The organism is Sphingomonas colocasiae (assembly GCF_019880585.1).
Taxonomy (GTDB): Bacteria; Pseudomonadota; Alphaproteobacteria; order Sphingomonadales; family Sphingomonadaceae; genus Sphingobium_A; species Sphingobium_A colocasiae.
The window spans coordinates 1-16,788 of sequence record NZ_JAINVV010000017.1 but is presented as its reverse complement, the minus strand read 5'-3'; the positions used below and the strand labels follow the sequence as shown (position 1 = coordinate 16,788).

Annotated in this window: 10 protein-coding genes; 3 read left to right on the top strand and 7 right to left on the bottom strand. The window is 66.8% G+C overall.

The features are described from left to right. Positions 1–17 precede the first annotated feature (17 nt). On the top strand, positions 18–1,571 hold the full coding sequence (locus K7G82_RS29035; RefSeq protein WP_222993990.1) for an alkaline phosphatase D family protein: 1,554 nt from the start codon (positions 18–20) through the stop codon (positions 1,569–1,571). Further along, positions 1,571–2,587 carry a sugar kinase gene (locus tag K7G82_RS29030; RefSeq protein WP_222993988.1) on the top strand — a complete coding sequence of 339 codons (1,017 nt, stop codon included), beginning with the start codon at positions 1,571–1,573 and terminating at the stop codon, positions 2,585–2,587. The genes K7G82_RS29035 and K7G82_RS29030 overlap by 1 nt, the downstream gene beginning before the upstream one ends. Positions 2,588–2,704: 117 nt before the next feature. On the opposite strand, the gene K7G82_RS29025 is transcribed toward K7G82_RS29030, so the two are convergent. After that, positions 2,705–4,162, bottom strand: a complete 1,458-nt coding sequence (locus K7G82_RS29025) for an NCS1 family nucleobase:cation symporter-1 (protein WP_222993986.1) — start codon at positions 4,160–4,162, stop codon at positions 2,705–2,707. 228 nt (positions 4,163–4,390) lie between these two features. Here K7G82_RS29025 and K7G82_RS29020 point away from each other — a divergent pair, with 228 nt between their 5' ends. Next, positions 4,391–5,407, top strand: a complete 1,017-nt coding sequence (locus K7G82_RS29020; protein WP_222993984.1) for a transglutaminase-like cysteine peptidase — start codon at positions 4,391–4,393, stop codon at positions 5,405–5,407. A gap of 49 nt (positions 5,408–5,456) precedes the next feature. On the opposite strand, the gene K7G82_RS29015 is transcribed toward K7G82_RS29020, so the two are convergent. The 6 genes from K7G82_RS29015 to K7G82_RS28990 form a co-directional block, all read right to left on the bottom strand. Beyond that, a complete protein-coding gene (locus K7G82_RS29015; RefSeq protein ID WP_222993982.1) occupies positions 5,457–6,755 on the bottom strand; it encodes an HlyD family type I secretion periplasmic adaptor subunit in 1,299 nt (432 codons plus the stop codon). Beyond that, on the bottom strand, positions 6,752–7,795 hold the full coding sequence (locus tag K7G82_RS29010; RefSeq protein WP_246623985.1) for a cell wall hydrolase: 1,044 nt from the start codon (positions 7,793–7,795) through the stop codon (positions 6,752–6,754). The genes K7G82_RS29015 and K7G82_RS29010 overlap by 4 nt, the downstream gene beginning before the upstream one ends. After that, entirely contained in the window at positions 7,792–9,942 is a 2,151-nt protein-coding gene (locus K7G82_RS29005) for a type I secretion system permease/ATPase (RefSeq protein WP_222993980.1), read from the bottom strand. The genes K7G82_RS29010 and K7G82_RS29005 overlap by 4 nt, the downstream gene beginning before the upstream one ends. A gap of 141 nt (positions 9,943–10,083) precedes the next feature. Beyond that, complete coding sequence (locus K7G82_RS29000; RefSeq protein ID WP_246623984.1) at positions 10,084–11,484, bottom strand: TolC family protein; 1,401 nt, start codon at positions 11,482–11,484, stop codon at positions 10,084–10,086. Positions 11,485–11,498: 14 nt separating this feature from the next. Beyond that, entirely contained in the window at positions 11,499–12,224 is a 726-nt protein-coding gene (locus K7G82_RS28995; protein WP_246623983.1) for an OmpA family protein, read from the bottom strand. Between the two features lie 29 nt (positions 12,225–12,253). Beyond that, a partial coding sequence (locus K7G82_RS28990) for a beta strand repeat-containing protein (RefSeq protein WP_222993978.1) occupies positions 12,254–16,788 on the bottom strand: 4,535 nt, incomplete at its 5' end.

Here is a 16,788-nt window from a genome sequence, read left to right as displayed (position 1 = left end):
AAAGCTGCCACAGCGCCATGATGGACACCCTGCTCAATCGCCGAACCCTCATTCTCGCCGGCGGGCAAGCCGCCCTGCTTGCTGCTGCGCCGGCACTGGCCAAGCCCAAATTCCTCGACGACCCGTTTTCGCTCGGAGTCGCTTCGGGCGACCCCATGCCCGACGGTTTCGTCATCTGGACGCGCCTGGCGCCCAAGCCGCTCGAACCGCATGGCGGCATGCCCGCCGAGGCCGTCCAGGTCGGATGGGAAATCGCCGGAGACGACGGATTCCGGACGATCGTGCGTGCCGGCACGGCGATCGCCCGGCCCGAACTGGCGCATTCGGTGCATGTCGAGGTCGCCGGGCTGCCCAGCCATCGGCGCTATTGGTACCGTTTCGTCATCGACGGGATTCGCAGCGATACCGGCACCGTTCGCACCGCGCCGGCTGCCGGCGCGGCGGTCGAGCAGCTGCGCGTCGCGGTCGCGGGATGCCAGCATTACGAGCGCGGCCTCTTCACCGCCTGGCGCCATATCAGCCAGGAAACCGATCTGGATTTCGTCTATCATTATGGCGATTACATTTATGAAGGCCGGGCCGCCGGAGCGCTCGTGGCCGGTAAAGTGCCGATTGTCCGCCGTCATCAGGGCGACGAGATCTACAGCCTCGACGACTACCGGCTCCGCTACGCACTCTACAAGGCCGATCCCGATCTGCGGGCCGCGCACGCCGCCGCCGCGTTCCTTCCGTCGTTCGACGATCATGAAGTGGAGAATAACTGGTCGGGCGATCTGGATGAAGGCAGCACGCCGCCCGAGATTTTCCTGCTCCGTCGTGCCGCCGCGATGCAGGCCTGGTATGAGCATATGCCGGTCCGGGCGGGGCAGTTCCCGCACAGCGGCGCGCCGCGCGCATATCGGCGGCTCGATTTCGGCCGGCTGATGCGCGTCAATATCCTCGACAAGCGCAGCTATCGCAGCATCCGGCTGTGCGAGAAGCCGGGCGACGGGAATTGCGTCGACACGCGCGACGGGCCGGACACGATGCTCGGCGAGGCGCAGGAGCGCTGGCTTGGCGAGGGGCTGACGGGCGGGGCGACCTGGAACATGCTCGCACTGGGTGGCCTGGTCATGCCCTTCGACAGGTCGCTCCAGCCGGTTCCCACCAACGGTTATGACAATTGGACCGGCTATCCCGATGCGCGGGAGCGGCTGGTGACCATGATCCAGGATCGCAAGCTCACCAATGTCGTCATCGCCGGCGGCGACAGCCACATGTTCTTCATCGGGCATCTGCCGTCACGGCGGGGGGATCTGGAGAGCGCGCCCGCCGCGACCGAGCTCCATGCGACCTCGATCAGCTCGAACAGCGGCAACGGCCTGCCGATCGGTGCCGATCCGCGCGCGGCCAGCAATCCGCATATGTCGATGATCCACGATCAGCGCGGTTATCTGTTGTGCGACATCGGCGCCGATGCCTGGCGTACGAGCATCAGGGTGGTGGATCAGGCGTTCACGCCGGGCGGGACGATCAACACCCTGGCCGGTTTCATCACCCGCCCCGATCGGGCCGGTGTCGTCAGGCTCTGATGGCCGTGAGCGGCATTTTCGTGACCTTCGGCGAGGTGATGCTGCGCTTGTCGCCGCCGGGCCGCGCGCTGTTGTTGCAGGTGCCGCGCCTCGATGTCTGGTTTGGCGGTGCCGAAGCCAATGTCGCCACCCAGCTCGCGCGGCTCGGGCATGCCACGCGTTTCGTCAGCGCGGTGCCGGTGAACGCGCTCGGGGACGCGGCGATCTCCCAATTGCGTGGCGCCGGAATTGACGTCGGGCAGGTCCAGCGGCGCGAAGGGCGGATGGGGCTCTATTTCGCCATGCTTGGAGCTGGGCCGCGTCCAAGCGAGATCCTGTACGATCGCGCGCAGTCCAGCTTCGCGATCGCGCCTGCCTCGGCATGGGATTGGGACGTCATTCTCGCCGGCGCCGACAGGCTGCATGTGTCGGGGATCACCGCCGCTTTGGGGGCTGAAGGCGCCGAGGCGGCACTGGCGGCCGCCCGGGCGGCGAACCGGCTGGGCGTGCCCCTGTCCTTCGACGGCAATTATCGCGCGCGATTGTGGGAGGCGTGGGACGGCGATGCGCGCGCGATATTGACCGGGCTTGTCGGCTGTGCCGACATCATGTTCGGCAACCATCGTGACATCGCATTGCTGCTCGCCAGGCCGTTCGGCGGCGAAGGGCCGGAGCGCCGCCGCGAGGCGGCCGAGGCGGCCTTCGCGCATTTTCCGCGTCTCGCACTCATCGCATCGACTGCGCGTCAAACCGAGGATGCTAACCGCAATCGGCTTTCGGCACGCATCGATACGCGCCAACGGCAGATCCAGACCGACGAGATCATCATATCGGGCATCGTCGATCGCATCGGCACCGGCGACGCCTTCGCCGCCGGCATCCTTCACGCGCTGCGTTCGGGCTTCGATCTCGACGAAATGGCGCGCGCCGGACTCGCGCTCGCGGCGCTCAAGCACTCGATTCCCGGCGATGCTTCGCTCTTCTCCCAGTGCGATATCGATCGGTTTCTCGAAGGGGTTGCCGATATCCGGCGTTGATGTCGATCATGCGGAAAAGCCTGCCGCGCGGAGGCGGAGGGAATCGGTTTTACCCGGAAGACGATGTGACAACAAATTGCTGGGTCGGGCTCTCGGGCAAGCCCGGCCCCATAATGATCAGCGGCCTTCAGGGCTGGTCCTAGCAGGCATTGCTTTCATGCCGGCATAATAGACGATTGCCGCCAAGCCGGCGCCGACGAACCATGCATAGGGGTAGAGCATGGTCAGGATGCCCGGCATGCCGCTGAAGCTCTGCGGAAAGGCGACGGCGAGAAAGCCGGGCATGGTGGGTACCATGGCGATCAGCAGCGCGGCCAGGGCGACGGGATTCCATCCACCGCGATAGCTGTAGAGGCCGTGTGAATCGAACAGGTCGTCCACGGACAGTTTCGTGCGGCGGATCAGCCAATAGTCGGTAATCATGATGCCCGCGATGGGGCCCAGCAGCGCGGAATAGCCGACGAGCCAGGTGAAGATATAGCCGCCGCTGCTCTCGATAAGTTTCCAGGGCAGGATCAGGGCGGCGATCACGGCGGTGATCAGCGCACCCCTGCGATAGCTGATGCGGCGCGGTGAGAGCGCGGCGAAATCATAGGCGGGGCCGACCAGATTGGCCGCGATATTGCAGGAAACCGTGTCCACCGAGATGATGAGGAGGCCGATCAGTACGCCGAGATTCGGCATATTGCTCGCGAGTTCGACCGGATCCCAGATCGCGTGGCCGAACGCGACGCGCGTCGCCGCCGTGGCGAGGATCGCGATGAAGGCGAGCAGGGCCATGGGGACGGGCAGGCCGATCGACTGACCCAGCATCTGATCCTTCTGGCTCCGCGCGAACCGGGTGAAATCGGGGATATTGAGCGCCAGCGTGGCCCAGAATCCCACCATCGCGGTCAGGCCCGGCCAGAAGATCGTGGAGAAGGCCGGTGCGTTTGCCGGCGTTGGCGCTTCGATCAGCGCTGTCAATCCGCCGCCATTCCGCATCGCCCAGATCAGCAGCGCGAAACAGATCGCGATCTTGAACGGCGCGGTCCAGGTTTCCAGCTTGCGGACCATCTCGATGCCCTTCGAGACAAAGGCCAGCTGAATAAGCCAGAAGGCCGCGAAACCCAGCAGATGGGGAAGGGATATGTCCAGCACGGGCAATGGCGGCCCATGGTCGCGCCAGCCGGTGAGCACCGTGACCAGTGCCAGCAATGTCGTGCCGCCCACCCAGGTCTGGATGCCGTACCAGCCGCAGGCGACGAGCGCGCGGGCGATCGCCGGCACGCGCGCTCCGGTCGTGCCGAACGCGCTGCGCACCAATACGGCATAGGGTATGCCGTAGCGCGTGCCCGCATGGCCGATCAGCAGCATCGGTACCAGCACGATCATATTGCCCAGCAGGATGGTGCCGGTCGCCTGAAGCGGCGTCATGCCCTGGTCGATCAGCCCCGCACTCAGCATATAGGCGGGGATCGACACGACCATGCCGATCCACAACGCCGCGAAATGGTACCAGCGCCAGGTGCGCTGGCTGGCACCCGTCGGCGCCAGATCCGCATTGTTGAGATCGCTTGTTCCGGCACGCGTCATGGATATCGAGCCCCCCCGAGCCGACAGGACGAGCAGCTTAGAGCATCGCGTGGAAAAGTGGGAACCGATTTTCCGCAAAAACGATGCGACAACAAATAGCTATAGCAAGGTTGATCGGCCGCCCGGGTCATCCGGGTCGTGCGCCGTCCGAGTTTGGATCCACGTCTAAGGAAATCATTAACCAGGCATATTAAACATATATTCTGCCCTGTCCGTCATGCAGGCAGGATGGCGTACGGGTCGATCCATAAATACATGATTGCCACCGGCTTGTTCGGCGGGATGCTGGCCATCGCATCGATTCCGGCAACGGCGCATGCAGGAACCACGATCCTGCCCATCGCCTATAGCGGTCTGTGCGCGGCCGCCACCATGGCTGAAGATCGCCTGGCGGCACTGCGGCCGGCGGCCGTCGAACCCAGCAAGGCGCAGGCGATACTGGGCGGCGCGCCCAGCAAGCTGGAACTGATCCGGGCGCGGCATGACGGCCTCGCGTCGCAGGTGCCCGATATCGGCACGATCGGCGCCGGCACAGGCTTTCGCACCTTCTGCGGCGATTCCAGCCCCGCGCTGATCGCGCCGGTTGGGCCGGCCCAGGCCGTGCAGGCGGTGCAGCCGCTCAAGCTGGCCATGCCGATCGCGCCGGTCGCGGGTGATCGGCCGGACATTTTCGGTTCGGTCGCGCTGCGGATTTCGGCCACGCCGCTCGGCACGCGTTGGGCGGCCGCTCGCTCAGCGTCGCTCGGCACGCGCCATGGGCCATGGGCGGCGACGTTGCGCGCCGTGCGCGGGCGCGATCGCACCGATCAGGTCGCCGCGATCAACAGCTGGGTCAATGCGCGCATCCGTTTCGTCGAGGACCGGGCGAGCGGCGGACAGGCCGATCGCTGGGCCTCCGCCGCGGAATCGCTGCGCAGCCGCGGGGGCGATTGCGAGGATTATGCAATCGCCAAGATGCAGATGCTGCGCGCGCTGGGCGTCGCGGACGAGGATCTCTATTTCGTCGTCGCGCGCGATCTGGTGCGGCGGGCGGATCATGCCCTGCTGGTGGTTCGGCTGGACGGGCGGCTGGTGACGCTGGACAACCAGACCGATCGCCTGCTCGACGCGACCCAGGCGCATGATTACCGGCCGGTCTTCACCTATGCCGGCACCCAGGCCTGGATGCATGGCTATCGCGCCGATCCGGTGGCGACGCCGATGCGGACCGCGGCGCTCGATATGGCCGGATTCGGTCCGGACTGAGCACCTGTTCGCGATGCCGAGAATGCCGATGCATCCCGGATCGGTTCGCTCAGCGCTCGCGTAGCGCCTCCGAACGCGCCTTCAGGACCGGCTTGAGCAGATAGGACAGCACGCTCTTGCGCCCGGTGATGATCTCGACATCGCAGATCATGCCCGGCGTGATCGGCAGTTGCCGGCCGCCGGAAACCAGATAGGCGCGGTCGGTCTGCACCACGACGGTGAAATAAGCTTCCTTCGCCACCTCGTCATAGATGCTGTCGGCCGACACCTGCACCACCTTGCCGACCAGCCCGCCGTAAATCGAGAAATCATAGGCGGTGACTTTCACATTGGCGCGATCGTCCACCTTGATGAAGGCGATGTCGCTCGGCTTCACCCGCGCCTCGATCAGCAGCTTGTCGCCCATCGGCACGACCTGCATGATCTTCTGCCCGGCATTGACGAAACCGCCGACGGTGGTGACCTGGACGTCGTTCACCACGCCGTTGACGGGTGAGCGGATCTCGGCGCGCTGCAACCGTCCCGCCGCGCCGCGCAGCGATTCCGCGTTCACCGCGATCTTGGCGGAAAGCTGGCTGCGTTCGTTGAGCGCTTCCTGCCGGAACTGCAGCGACGCCTCCGATGCCTGGGCCTGCGCTTCGCCCACGCCCGCACTGGCGCGCGATATCGTCTGCTGCGCCGCCGCCAGCCGGCCCTGAAGATCGACCAGTTCGCGCCGCGCGGTCAGCAATTCGGTCTGCGGGACGATCGATTTCTCGGCGAGCGGGGCCAGCATCTCCACCTGGCGCTGCGCCAGCGCGATGCTGCCGCGCAGGCTCGACGCCGTCGCCTGCGCCTCGGCATATTCGCGGCGGCGCTGCTCGACGGCGGCGCCGAGCGCCGCCATGCGGCTGCCCAAAGCCTGGCGGCGAACCGCCTGGAGCGCGGCCTCCTCGCGGCATTCGGGTGCGACGGAACCGTCGGGCTTGGGCGCGCAATCGCTGCCGCCGCCAATACCGCCCTCCTGCCCGAGGCGTGAGGCGCGCGCCGCGAGCGAGCGGTTCTCCGCCGCGATCTGGCCCAGCGCGGACGCGGAATCGGTATCGTCGAGCCGGACGAGCAACTGGCCCTTGCGGACGGGCTGGCCCGATCGCACCAGGATCGCGTCGATCGTCGCCGGTTCCGCCGCCTGCACGACCTGGACCTTGCTCGACGGGATCACCCGTCCCTGGCCGCGCGTCACCTCGTCCACCTGGGCCAGGCTTGCCCAGAGCAGGCAGATGCCAAGGCCGACGGCGCTGGTGAAGATGATCAGCCGGGGGCCGGACAGGGCCTGAACCCAGGCGATGAAGTGCCGTATCCGTGTCATTGGCTGGCCAGCCGCTGCTTGTCGGCCGAGGGATCGGCGCTGGCGAGCGCGGTCGCGCGTGTGGCCGGCGCGGCCTGACCGCTCGTCGCCGCCGCGAAGGCGCCGCGTGTCTCGTCGGGTGCGGGAATGCTGAGCGACCAGCCCTTGGTCACGTCGAGCCGGCCGCCGACATCGTTTTCGGCGCGCCGCTCGGGTGGCATCCTGGCGAGGATGGCCGCGACCTCGGCCGGCACTTCGGGTTGCACGGTCGCGAGCTGGACCGCCGGCAAGGCCTCCAGCCCCGCATAGCGCCCCGAAAAGGCGGCCGGCATGCCCCAGCTTCCCGGCCAGCGATAGAAGATATGCGCGCCGACCTGCACCAGCTTGGTCAGCCGCGGCGCCCAATAGGGCGAAACCCAGTCGGTATGATAATGTGTGGCGGTGCCGACCGCGCGATCCACCGCGCCGGCCAGCGCCGCTTTCGCGATCGCCTGCGCTTCGCGCCAGGCGCCGGCGGCCGGCGTGCGCGCCAGCGAACCGTCGCAGGTGAAGCTGAACTGGCAGACGCGCCGGTCCGCGCCCTCATAGACCACGCCACAGACCGTCTTGGGAAAGGCGGGATGGCGCAGGCGGTTGAGCACCACCTGCGCGACCGCGCGGCGCCCATCCAGCGGTTCGAAGCCGGCTTCGTAATAGATGGCCTGCGTCATGCAGAGTTGCGCGCGTTCCTTGTCGGACGCGGCTGCGCGAACCATCGAGAAGCTCGATGCGGCCAGGATCGGTGCGTTCGAGAAGGGCAAGGCGGCATTGATCCGAACGGCATCTTCGCCGACCAGCGCCGGCGCGGCGACACCCTCCCGCGTTGCGGCGATCAGCGCCTGATGTTCCCGGCTGGCCAATCGGGCCGCGATGCGCTCGGGCGTTTCCGGATCGCTTGCCGCGCCGAAATGCCAGGCCGATTGCGAGAGCATGGCTGCCGCCGCGACGGCGATGGCCAATGTCATGGCCATATGAACGGTGCGCGATCGTGTCGCCGGATGTGCGGTCTGCACCAGTCTCATTGCTTTTCTCCCGCGGCGGCAAGGGTTCCGAGCACGGTGTCGCGTGGGCCGTCCGCGACGATGCGTCCCTGATCGATCACGATCAGCCGGTCGATGATGGCGAGCATGGCGTTGCGATGCGTCGACACCACCAGCGTCTGGTCGGGCGTCAGCGCCTTCGCCAGATGTTCGATGAAGAGCCGTTCGGTCTGGGTATCCATCGCCCCCGTCGGCTCGTCGAGGAAGAGCAATCGGCATGGTTCGACCAGCGCGCGCGCCAGCACAAGGAAGCTGCGTTGCCCGCCGGAAAGGCGGCTGCCGCGCTCGCCGACGTGAAGATCGAAGCCCGCCGCATCACGGGCGAGGAAGCTGCCCGCGCCCGATTTGCGAAGCGCCTCGACCAGCGCATCGTCATTGGTGAGGGTGGAGCCGAGGGCGAGATTGTCACGGATCGTGCCGCTGAACAGTTCCGCGTCCTGCCCGACATAGCGGAATGCGGAGCGGATCTCGTGCGGATGATGCTGCCGGCTGTCGAGCCCGTCGATGAGATAATGGCCGCCGCTCGGGCGATAGAGGCCGCATAGCAGCCGCCCGAACGTGGATTTCCCCGATGCCACCCGCCCGATCACGCCGATGCGTTCGCCCGGCCGGATCGTGATCGAAAGCCCGCTCAGTGACGGCGTGCTGCTGTTCGGATAGGAGAATTCGAGATGTTCGAGCGCGATCACGCCATCGCGGATCTGCGGCACCACCGATCGGCTGCCCTGATCGCGTTCGTCGTCGAAGCCCATCATCGTCTGCAGGCTGTCGAGCGTCACCATCGCCTGGCGCGCGCGCGTCATCAGATAGGCGAGCTGGCCGACGGGCGAGAGCGAGCGGCCGGCGAGCATCACGATCGCGATGATCGCGCCCATCGAGATCGATCCGGCGTTGAACATGTAGAAGCCGCCGATCACCAGGCTGATGCTCGTCGCCTGCTGGCACAGCGCCGCCAGATTGACGCCCATCGCGGTCAGCCGGCGCAGCCGTTCCTGGGTGGCGGCGCTCATATCGGCATAGCGCTTCCAGCGGCCGAGCATACGGCCCTCGGCGCGGCAGGATTTGAGCGTTTCCATGCCGCCGATCGATTCGATCAGCACCGAATGCTGGAGGCTCGAATCCGCCTGCGCCTCGACCGCCGCAGTCGCCATCGCCTTTTGCAGCGTGAGCCCGGCAAAGGCCATCACGGCGATGGCGACGACCGGCACCAGCGCCAGCCAGCCGGCGAGCACCGCCATCAGCGCGACGAACAGGAACAGGAAGACGACGTCGATCGCGAGCACGACGGTGGTCGAGGCGAAGAATTCGCGAACCATCTCATATTCGGAAACGCGCCGCGCGAACGCGCCCGTGCTGCCCTGTTTGGCGGCCAGCGGGATGTTCATCACCTTTTCGAACAGCTTTTGCGACAGCCTGGAATCGAGGTCCCGGCCCGTCTCGTCGATCAGCCGTGCGCGTGCGAGCCGCAGCGAGAATTCAAGGAGGAAGGCGATGAGCACGCCCAGCGCGAGCACCCAGAGGCTCGCGGCCGCGCGATTGGGAATGACGCGGTCATAGACGTTCATCGTGAACAGCGGCAGCGCGAAGCCGAGCAGGTTGATGAGCACCGCCGCCAGCGCGACGAAGCCGAAGGAACGGCGGACCTTCCACACCTCGCTCCAGAACCAGTGGGTGCGCTTCAGCCGGTCCCACGGCCGTTCATCGGCGCGTTCGCGCGTCGGATCGGCGGTCACCGCGATCGCGGCGCCGTCGTAGAAGCGCTGGAGTTCGGCGCTGTCGATCCAGAAGGAGGCGTCGCGGCCCGGAAGCTGGATCTCGAACTGCCCGTCATTGGCGTCGAGCAGCACCGCCGCGCGGCCATTGGCCAGCCGGACGATCGCGGGCAGATCCGCCGCGCGCCATCGCGCGGGGCCACCGTGCAGCCTTTCCCCGGAAAGACCGAACCGATCGAGCGCGGGCTCGATCTGATGGAAGGGGAACCGGCCCGACTCGTCGAGCGCCAGCCCCGCCTTCACGGCGACGGGCGACGCCGACCGGTCGAACCGGCGCGCGACATGCTCGATGCACGTCAGGACATCGTCCTGCCCATCGGGCCGGACGGCCTCTTCATACCAACCTGACAAACTCACCTCGACACTCCCACCACTGTGTCTCGACGAACCCCTGGAACTGGCTGCGCGAAATCCGAATCGCGCGGCCTGTTCCAGCTATTTGTGATCGCATCGTTTTCGCGGAAAACCGGTTCCCACTTTTCCGCACGATGCTCTAAGTCAGTCGGGATACCGCCTTTCCATGAGCTCCGCCGGCGCGGTCGCCTTCACGTTGAAGCGCTCACGGGCATAGGTCTTGGCCGCGCTCGGCGCCGCCACCTCCATCGCCGTCAGCAACTGATTGGTCGCGGCCAGCACCTGATAGAGCCCGAACATCTGCGAGAAGCGCGCGGTCTCGGCGCGAACCTGGACGTTGTAGCGCGTGTTCTGCGAATCGAGCACGTCGAGCAGCGAGCGGCGGCCGACATTGAACTGCTCGCGATAGGAGAGCAGCAGATCGTCGGCGACCCGGCTTTGCTGCTGCAGATCGGCGAAGAGCTGTTCCTGGCTCGTCCAGCGGTTCCAGGCGCGGCGGACATCCTCTTCCGCTTCGCGCGAAAGCTGATGCATGCGGAAACGCGCCTCGCTCGCACGGCGGACCATCTCCTGCTTCTTCGCGCGGTTGATGCCGCCGTCGAACAGGTTCCAGCGCAGCACGACGCGGCCCTGAAGATCGTTGGTGCTGCCGCGGAAGCCGTCGATATCCTCGCCGATGCGTCCACGCCCTTCGAGCGAGACGGTCGGCCCCAGATCGGCGCCCGCCTTGTCGACCATCGCATAGGCGGCGTCGATATCGGCCATCGCCTCGCGCACGCGCGGGTTGCGCTCGCGCGCCTGCTCCACCGCCTCGGCCAGCGTCGGCGGCACCTTCGGGCGCGGCGACGCGGGCATGGATGCCTGGGTGAGCGTGAGCCCGGTCAGCGTGCGGAACGATATGGCGGCGTTCGCCAGATCCTCCTGCGCCTCGGTCCGGCGGACCTTGGCGGCCTGAAAGCGTTCCTCCGCCTGTTGCTGATCGGCGATGCTGATCGATCCCTTGGCGACACCCTCGCGCAGATCGCCGACCAGTTTCTGATGGAAAGTCACATTGTCGTCGGATGCGGCGACGATGCGTTCCTGGAGAAGATAATCGAGATATTGCCGGGCGACGTTGAGCGCGACGAATTCCGAGCGCTCCTCCACCCGCAGCGCGGCGCCGTCGGTGCGCGCGGCCTGGCGCTTCAGCTCGGCGCTGCGGCCACCGGAATCGAACACGACCTGTTCGGCCAGCGCATTGGCTTCCAGTGGGTAGAGCGTCTGGTCGGCGATGTTGAGCGCGCGCCGGGTCGCGTTTTCGAGGCGGCGGATCCCGGCGGACCCCTCCACGCTGATACGCGGCAGGAACAGCCCCTGCGCCTGTTTGCGCTCGAACTCGATCGCTTCCTTGTTCTGCGCGGCCTGATTGACCTCCGGATTATTCTCCAGCGCGGCCTGGATCGCCGATTTCAGGTCGATCTCCTGTGCCGGCGCCAAGCCCGCCACGCTCAGCATGAACGCGCCGGGAAAAGCGAGAAGCCATTTCCTCTTGCTGCTTGCAGTCATGACACCACCCCCCTCTATTGACCCGATCCGACCGTGACGATCTCGACACGGCGGTTCATCGGTTCGCGGACGCCGTCGAGCGTCTCGACCTTCAGTTGGGATTCGCCGCGGCCGGTGATCGCCAGCTCGCCGCGCGGCACGCCGGCGGCCTCGAGCAGCGCCGCGACATTGTTCGCGCGGCGGTTCGACAGGCCGAGATTATAGCCGTCGGTGCCGGAGCGATCGGTGTGGCCGATCACTTCGATCCGGCGCCAGCCGCACATCGCCCGGCTCTGCACCACCTGTTCGAGCGTGGAGCGCGCATCGGCCGGCGGCACGTCGACATTCCAGTCGAAGAAGACCGAAACCACGGGCGGCACCGAGCAGGCTGGCTCGGGCGGCTGCGGCGGCGGCAAGGGCGGGGCGGGCGGCGGCGGCACCTGGCTGAGCCGCGCGGTGAAGGCATCGCATTTGTTGATGCTGTCCGCATCCACCGTGCGCGTCTTGAGATAGCCGATCGCGATCCCGCACTGGACCTTGGCCTCGGACGCCCAGATATAGCGGACATCCTCCGATCGCTTGACGTCGAGCGCGAGCGTCGCCGCGAGCGCGCTCTGGTAACGCGTCTCCAGTTCGCCGCGCAGTTGCGACTGTGGCAGATCCAGCAGGGGCGAGCGCGGGCTCGCCTGCGCGTGCGCGCTTGTCGTCACCATCATCATCGCGGTGCCCAATGCGGCCGCGCCGAGAGCTGATTTCATCATCATCCCGTCCCCCATCGCTTCTTGTTTCCTCAATGCGCGGCCACGGCGTGCGTGACGGCCATCGCCGCCTCGTGCGCCGCGGCCACCGGATCGGTATGCGGATTGGCGTTTGCCCAGCCCGCCATGGCGAGTTCGGCCGCCGGCCCGCCGAACAGCGCGACGACGTTGGATCCGCCATCGGCGTTGCCCGGCAGGTTCGCGAGCAGGGCATCGATGTCCGGACCCGATCCGCCCGTCAGCGCATCGGCGACGATCTCGCCGAGTGCGGGCTGCGGGGCATCGCCATGTGCCGCCGCCGCCGCGAGTGCGGCCGCCGCGATCGCGGGCATCGGCGCCATGTCGACGAACACCGGCGCGGGGGTTGGCGCGTCGGCGCCATCCTGTGCCGTGTCGCCCGCCGGGGCGTCGTCGGCGCGAGCGGTCGCGCCGTCATTCCGCAGGCCGCCGTCATGCCCCTGGCCGTCCGTTTCGCTGCTATGCGTCGTCCGGGTCGAAGCTGCTGGCGTTGCCGTGTGATGGTCGTCCGCCGCGATCTCGAACGTGTCGCCGCGCGGCGCGTCCGATGCGGTGGCGTCGGGCCGGGCCGGCGCATCCGCACCCGCCGCGCCATCATCGCCAACCATATCGGTGCCGGGCTGTGGCGGTGTCGGTGGGGTGGCGTTAGCCGCCTGTGCCGCCACAAGCCCGGCGGCTACGAGCGCCTGGCCGAAGCCGGGGTTCGCGAAGGCGCTCGCAGCTTTCTGGTCTTCCCTGTTCGATCCGCCCGTCGCGAACGCCGCATCGGCCGCGATGCCGGTGCTGCCGTCACTCCGGACATATTGGGTTTCGCCGTAAACGACGGCGTCGCCGTTCGCGGCAGTGCGGGCATTGCCGTCGGACGTCAGCGACAGGCTGACGATTCCGGCTTCGGACAATGTGCGGAATTCGCCCGCATCGGTGATGCCGTTGCCATTGGCGTCCTGCCACACGCCGAACTTGCCGAAATCGGCGTCGGCGGCGGAAAGCACGCCATCATGATTGGTGTCGAACGCGATCGCCAGCGCTTCGAGATCGGTGGTCGCCCCTGCGGCGTGGCTGGTCAGGACGAGTTCGGAACCGTTGGTGACCAGACGATCGCCGTTGCTGTCATAGACAAGGAAGCCGTCGTCGGGCCCTGCCCAGGCTGTCGCTTCGGCATTGCCGTCGCCATCATAGTCGAACATGACTCCCGCATCGCGGGAAACGAGTTCCACCCCGTCGCCATCAAGGTCGAGCACGATCGGCGGCACGACGATGTTGGTGCCCGTTCCGCCATCCAGCGTATCGGTCCCCGGCCCGCCGTTCAGCGTGTCGTCGCCGGCATTGCCGTTGATGACGTCGTCGCCGTCATTGCCGTTCAGCAGATCATTGCCGTCGCCGCCGCTGATCTGGTCGTTGCCGCCCCGCCCGATGATGGTGTCGTTGCCGCCATTGCCAGCGAGCGTGTCGTTGCCCGACGTGCCGTAGATCAGGTCCGGAAGCGTCGTATCGCCCTGGACATTGATCGCCGGATTGCCTGCATCATTGTACGAGAATTCGAACCGCGCCAGGCGCGCCTGATAATTGCCGCCGTCATTGTCGAAATAGCTGACGGTCCAGGTATCGCCGGCCTGCGCGGGGTTTGCCGTCAGGAACTGCGCCAGCGTCGTCGCCGTGGCATTGCCCGATCCATCGAGCAGATAGACATTGTTGTAGCTGACGGTCGCTCGCATAAGCCCCGTCGCACTGTCGTAGAACCAGCTCTGCTCGAAGGTTCCGGCGGTGAGGTCGTCCTCCACGATCACGAAGCGATTGGATCCGATGCGAAGTTCGACCTGCACCTCCTGCTCACGGTGGCTGCCGGCATTGTTCGCGCCGAAGGTGGTCGGATCCCGTTCGCCCGAGGGGATCGGCACCGCGTTGGGTTGCTGCTGGAAGTCCGTGAAGACATTGATCACGGCGATGCCGGCATTGCCCGCCAGGCCAGCCGCGAAATCGGCGTTGAGCGCGAAACTGTTGGTCACATCGTTGCCGGATGTCAGCGGGCTGCCGGCGTCGCTGCCGATCTGGACGTTCTGCCCCGGCAGCCGCGTCGGCGCGACTTCATGGATCGTCACCACCTGATTGACCGTGGCGGTGCCGTCGGTGACGCTCAGATTCAGCGGCACCGTCACGACGTCGTTGGCGGTCGCGGTCGGGCGATAGACCAGATCGTCGAGCAGGTTGATGCCGAGATTCGGATTGTAGAGGACCGTATTGGCCGCGAGCGGAATATAGTTCGCGCCATCGAAGTAGAAGACGCCCACGGGCGCATTGGTGGAGGTGACGATCAGATTCTCGACATCCACATCGGTCGGAATCTGCACGTCGATCGGATAGCCGTTCGCATAGGTTGGCGTCGAAGCCGTCTGCTGCGCGGGATCGCTCGACATCCATGTATGGCTGTTGAGCGTCACCGGCGCATCGTTCGCACCGTTGACGGTCACCGTGAGCGTCGTCGTCGAGACGTCTCCATCGCCATCGGTGATCGTATAGGTGAAGGTGTCGGTGACGCTCTCGCCGGTATCGAGCCCTTGCACCAACGGGCTGGCATTGTTGAGGACATAGCCATAGCTGCCATTGGCGTTCAGCGTCAGCGTGCCATATGTGCCCGCCACGCCGATCCCGACATTGCCCGATGCGCTGGCCGGCGTGCCCGCCGCCACGCCGGTGACGGTGACGCCGTCGGCGCCCTGTATGTCGGCCGTCCCGTCGGTGACATTGGCGTCGGGCGACACCAGGACATCGATCGCCGTGATCACATTGCCGGTGGCGGTTGTCGGGCCATCCTCGGTGACGCTGTCGGTGTCCGCGATCGCGGTCGGCACATCATCCTTGACGTCGACAAACACCTGGCCGGTGGCGGTGTCCCCGTCATTGTCGAGGGCTTCGACAATGGCGTGGCCGATGCTCTGCGTCTGCGCCGCCAGCGCGAGCTGGTGCGGCAAATTGTCCGCCAGCGTGACCGTCACGGTCACGTTTCCGGTCGCGCCGGCCGCGATGCTCGCTGGCGCCGAAAGGCTCAGCGTGATCGCGGCCGGTCCCCCTGAAGTCAGCGATCCGATGATGGTCTGGCCGTCGCCCGAGCGCGTCCAGAACAGGTCGGTGCCCGCGCCGTCGAGATTGGCGACGAGATTGCTGAGATCGGTCGAGAAGCGGAACGTTGTCAGCGCATCCGAACCAGCGGTGAAGCTGAGCGCGGGCGCGTTGTCGATCTCGGCGGTCGAACCCGAATTGGATCCGAACGACAATGCCGCCTCGTCGACCAGCAGCGTCACCGGCGCCGCGTTGCCTGCGGGCGTGCCGTCCTGAATGGCGATGGTCAGGCTGTCTGCGCTGGTATCGCCGTCGCCATCGGTCGCGGTCAGGGTGAAGGTCGCCTGCGGAGACAGGTCGTTGTCCTGTCCGGTCGCGGCGAGGAACGAGAAGGTGCCGTCGGCGCGCACGGTGAGCGTGCCGGTCGGCTGGACGAGCACGACATTGGCGCCCGCGGGCAGCGTCAGCGTGCCCGATGCCGCGCCGAACGTCACCGCCAGCGACGCGACGCCGTCCGCGCCCGGCGCGAGCGACCAGTTGCCGTTGACGGCGGGGCCGCCTTCGATCGCGGTCGTCGGCGTGTCGGACACGGTGAGCGTTGGCGCGTCGTCATCGAAGGTGATGGTGAGCGTGCCGGGAACGGCGGCGACCGAGCCGTCGGTGTCGGTGACCGAATAGGAGAGGGCGACGGTGGCGTCATTCTCGTTGTTCGGGCCCTGCGCCTGCAGGACATTGTCGAGGAGCGTGACGGTGTAGGCGCCGGTCGCCGGATTGGTGACGTGGACCGAGAAGAGCGCGCCACGCGAACCGGTTGCGGTCAGCGTGTTGGTGCCGGCGTTCCAGCTATAGGTGACGGCTTCCTGTCCGACGGTGCCGCCGGTGCCATGGAGCGATGCGAAGCTGATCGTGCCCGCGCCATCGCCGCCGAAATTATGCGTCAATATGCCGGAGAAGCTGGCTTCGCTCGAAGCCGGGCCATCGGCATCGCCGCTATTGGCGTCGAGGTCACCGATCGTGCTGGCGGCATTGCCGCCGAGGCCGTCATCATCGACCGAGGCTGCGCTGGCGCCGGCGGTGGGCACATTGGCGTCGGTGATCGAGAAGCTGAAGTTCGCGGTGGCGGTGTCGCCGTCGCCATCGGTGACGGTGAAGGTGCCGGATGCGGAACCGACCCCGACGACCGCCGGATCGGCGGTGACGATGTAGCTGCCGTCCGCCTTCACGCGGATCGCGGCGTCGCCGACATCGATCGACTGGCTGTAGCCGTCGGGCTGGAAGACCAGCGCGGTGCCGTTGATCGCGGTGACGGTGGCGCCATCGGCGCCCGGCGCGAAGTCGAAGCTGCCGGGCAGCGTCGTGCCTTCTGCCAGCGAGCCCGCGGGCTCGTTCGTCGCTGTCGGCGCGTCGTCGTCGAAGGTGATGGTGAGCGTGCCGGGAACGGCGGCGACCGAGCCGTCGGCATCGGTGACCGAATAGGAGAGGGCGACGGTGG

What these genes read in the sequence shown, in the direction of transcription:
- K7G82_RS29025 (WP_222993986.1), bottom strand. Translation starts at nt 4,162, where the DNA reads ATGACGCGTGCCGGAACAAGCGATCTCAACAATGCGGATCTGGCGCCG.
- K7G82_RS29015 (WP_222993982.1), bottom strand. Translation starts at nt 6,755, where the DNA reads ATGACACGGATACGGCACTTCATCGCCTGGGTTCAGGCCCTGTCCGGC.
- K7G82_RS29010 (WP_246623985.1), bottom strand. Translation starts at nt 7,795, where the DNA reads ATGAGACTGGTGCAGACCGCACATCCGGCGACACGATCGCGCACCGTT.
- K7G82_RS29020 (WP_222993984.1), top strand. Translation starts at nt 4,391, where the DNA reads ATGGCGTACGGGTCGATCCATAAATACATGATTGCCACCGGCTTGTTC.
- K7G82_RS28995 (WP_246623983.1), bottom strand. Translation starts at nt 12,224, where the DNA reads ATGATGAAATCAGCTCTCGGCGCGGCCGCATTGGGCACCGCGATGATG.
- K7G82_RS29030 (WP_222993988.1), top strand. Translation starts at nt 1,571, where the DNA reads ATGGCCGTGAGCGGCATTTTCGTGACCTTCGGCGAGGTGATGCTGCGC.
- K7G82_RS29035 (WP_222993990.1), top strand. Translation starts at nt 18, where the DNA reads ATGATGGACACCCTGCTCAATCGCCGAACCCTCATTCTCGCCGGCGGG.
- K7G82_RS29000 (WP_246623984.1), bottom strand. Translation starts at nt 11,484, where the DNA reads ATGACTGCAAGCAGCAAGAGGAAATGGCTTCTCGCTTTTCCCGGCGCG.